Genomic DNA, 2,819 nt, shown 5'->3' with positions numbered 1-2,819 from the left:
TTTCAGTTCCTGAGGGCACTTCAACGCGGTCAGCGCGGCGAGGGTGATCAGGCTGCGGGTTTTCAGCTCCAGGCCTTCGCGATTCCATACGCTGCCCCACGCGTGCTCGTTTACCCAATCCTGCAATGGCTGTGTGAATTCGGTGGCATTGCCCAAGGCGCGATCGACAAAAGCATCGCCCATCACTTGGCGACGGACTTCAACCCCGGGTTTTTTATTGTCGGTCATGGCGATTCTCTTTTGTGGTGTTGGCGACGCCAGGCGCGCAGCGATGTAAACAGCAGAAAGGCCACCAGCGCCGGCAGGACGAAAAACAGCATCAAATGTTCAAGCTTGCCCGCCAGCGGCATGCCGGTGGTGAACGACACCACGTGCAGCCCATACGCCAGATACAGACCCAGAAACAGTAAGCCTTCGGCGCGCGTGACCCGATAACCGGAATAGAACACCGGCAGGCACAATACCGCGACACCGAGCATGACGGGCAGGTCGAAATCCAGCGCGTTCGGCGAGACCGACAGCGGTGACGGCGCGACCAGTGCAGTCAGCCCTAGCACCCCCAGCAGGTTGAACAGATTGCTGCCGATCACGTTGCCCACGGCGATATCCCGCTGCCCGCGCAACGCCGCGATCAACGAGGTGGCCAGTACCGGCAACGAGGTACTGACCGCCACGATTGTCAGGCCGATGATCCGCTCCGAAAGACCCAGATCGGAGGCGACCGACACCGCCGCACCCAGCAGCAAATGCCCGGCGTATACCAGCATCGCCAGCCCCACAACGATCGTCAACAGGCTGCGCAACCACGGTATTTGCCGCTTTTCATCGTGAGACGGCGGCCGCGACGAGTGCTGCGACTGGCGCAGGAGTAAACCGAGATACAACACCAGCGCTGTCAGTAACAGCATGCCGTCGGTGCGCGTCAGCTCCTCATTCCAGGCCAGCACGAACACCAACAGGCTGGCGCCGATCATCAGCGGGATATCCAGTCGCACCAATTCTCGCGACACCCGCAGCGGGATGATCAACGCCGAGAGCCCCAGCGTGACGAGGATGTTGAAAATGCTGCTGCCGATCACGCTGCCGACCGCGATGTCCGCGTTATGGGCCAGTGTGGCTTGCAGACTGACCGCCATCTGCGGCGCGCTGCTGCCCAAGGCGACAATCGTCAGACCGATGATCAGCGGCCGCACGTGCAGGCGCGCGGCCAGGCGCACAGCGCCGCGTACCATCAGTTCGGCGCCGGCAATCAGTAACAGCAAGCCGCCGAGCAACTCGATCACGCTGATCAGGGGTAAATCGGCAAGTCCGAAAATAGTCGGGGCTCCATGGGTTAATCGAGGGCTTGCACGCGAACCCGTGCGGTGCCGCTTCTGAGCATACCCAGTTGTTCGGCGGCTTCGTGGGAAACATCGATCAGCCGTCCGCGAGTATGCGGCCCGCGGTCGTTGATGCGCACCACGCAGGACCTGTCGTTATTCAGATTGGTGACCTTCACCCGGGTGCCGAATGGCAACTGGCGGTGGGCGGCGGTCAAGGCATTCTTGTTGAAACGCTCGCCACTGGCCGTGCGTTTGCCATGGTGTTTGGCGCCGTAATAGGAGGCGGTGCCGGTCTTGTTGTAACCGTGGGGGTCGATGATGTCCGTGCTGGCGCAACCGGCCAGCAGGGAGAGCAGGGCGAAGGTGCCGAGTAGACGTTTCATTCAAGGATTTCCACAGACAAATGCGGGCGCAAGCTTTTGTGGCGGGGGGACTTGTTGTGGCGAGGGGACTTGTCCCCGTTGGGCTGCGAAGCAGCCCTCAGGTGTATCTATTGAAACCGGGTCGCTCGCATGGGAGGGGACTGCTTCGCAGCCCGACGGGGACAAGTCCCCTCGCCACAGGGGTCGAGACACGTTCGAAGGTGATTACAAATCGCTAACACAGGTCTTTTCCTGACCGATGCGTCAAGGCGTAGAATGCGCCGCCTTTGTGCATAAATTTTTCTGGACGCTCTGCCCTTGAATTCCGTGACCGAACGCTCTGACGCCGCCCCCCTCACCCGCCCTGCCCGGGTTCGCCTGGAGCTGAAAAACCTGCTCGGCCTGGCGCTACCGATCATGGTTGCGCAGCTGGCGACGACCGCGATGGGTTTCGTCGACGCAGTGATGGCCGGCCGAGTCGGGCCGCGCGATCTGGCGGCGGTGGCCCTGGGCAACTCGATCTGGGTGCCGGTATTTCTATTGATGACCGGCACGCTGCTGGCGACCACGCCGAAAGTCGCCCAGCGCTTCGGTGCCGGCACCCACAGCGAGATTGGTCCGATCGTGCGCCAGGCCCTGTGGCTGGCGCTGGTCGTGGGCGTGCTGGCGACCGCCATGTTGCTTGGCGCCGAGCCGATTCTGCACATCATGAACGTCGATCCCGAACTGATCGGCCCCTGCATGCAATACCTGCACGGCATCGCCAGCGGCTTGCCGGCGGTGGCGATTTATCATGTACTGCGCTGCTTCAGTGACGGGCTCGGGCGCACGCGGCCGGCGATGGTCCTTGGCCTGTGCGGGCTGGCGCTGAATATTCCGCTTAACTACATTTTCATTTATGGCCATTTTGGCGTGCCGGCCATGGGCGGCGTCGGTTGCGGCTGGGCGACGGCCATTGTCATGTGGGTGATGGCGCTGGGCATGGCGGGATGGGAACGCTGGGCGCCGGTGTATCAGTCGAGTCAACTGTTCAGCCGTTTCGACTGGCCGCAATGGACGGTGATCAAGCGTCTGCTGAGCATTGGTTTGCCCATCGGCATCGCGGTGTTTGCCGAGTCGAGCATCTTCGCGGTGA

4 protein-coding genes are annotated in these 2,819 nt (G+C 62.0%); 1 reads left to right on the top strand and 3 read right to left on the bottom strand.

The genetic code is table 11. The annotated features are described in order from the left end of the window. The 3 genes from F8N12_RS27320 to F8N12_RS27310 form a co-directional block, all read right to left on the bottom strand. A partial coding sequence (locus tag F8N12_RS27320; protein WP_191623235.1) for a carboxymuconolactone decarboxylase family protein occupies nt 1–228 on the bottom strand: 228 nt, incomplete at its 3' end. Further along, nucleotides 225–1,283: a calcium/sodium antiporter gene (locus tag F8N12_RS27315; protein WP_150582181.1), complete on the bottom strand. Its 1,059-nt coding sequence runs from the start codon at nt 1,281–1,283 to the stop codon at nt 225–227. The genes F8N12_RS27315 and F8N12_RS27320, both read right to left, overlap by 4 nt. Nucleotides 1,284–1,333: 50 nt before the next feature. Beyond that, a complete protein-coding gene (locus F8N12_RS27310) occupies nt 1,334–1,705 on the bottom strand; it encodes a septal ring lytic transglycosylase RlpA family protein (RefSeq protein WP_150583094.1) in 372 nt (123 codons plus the stop codon). 297 nt (nt 1,706–2,002) lie between these two features. On the opposite strand from F8N12_RS27310, the gene F8N12_RS27300 reads away from it, so the two are divergent. Next, the coding region (locus tag F8N12_RS27300; RefSeq protein ID WP_150583121.1) for an MATE family efflux transporter at nt 2,003–2,819 on the top strand (817 nt) is incomplete at its 3' end.

The organism is Pseudomonas fluorescens (assembly GCF_902497625.1).
Lineage (GTDB): Bacteria > Pseudomonadota > Gammaproteobacteria > Pseudomonadales > Pseudomonadaceae > Aquipseudomonas > Aquipseudomonas fluorescens_BQ.
Note: the sequence above shows the minus strand (reverse complement) of the source record. Positions and strands in the feature narration are given on the sequence as shown.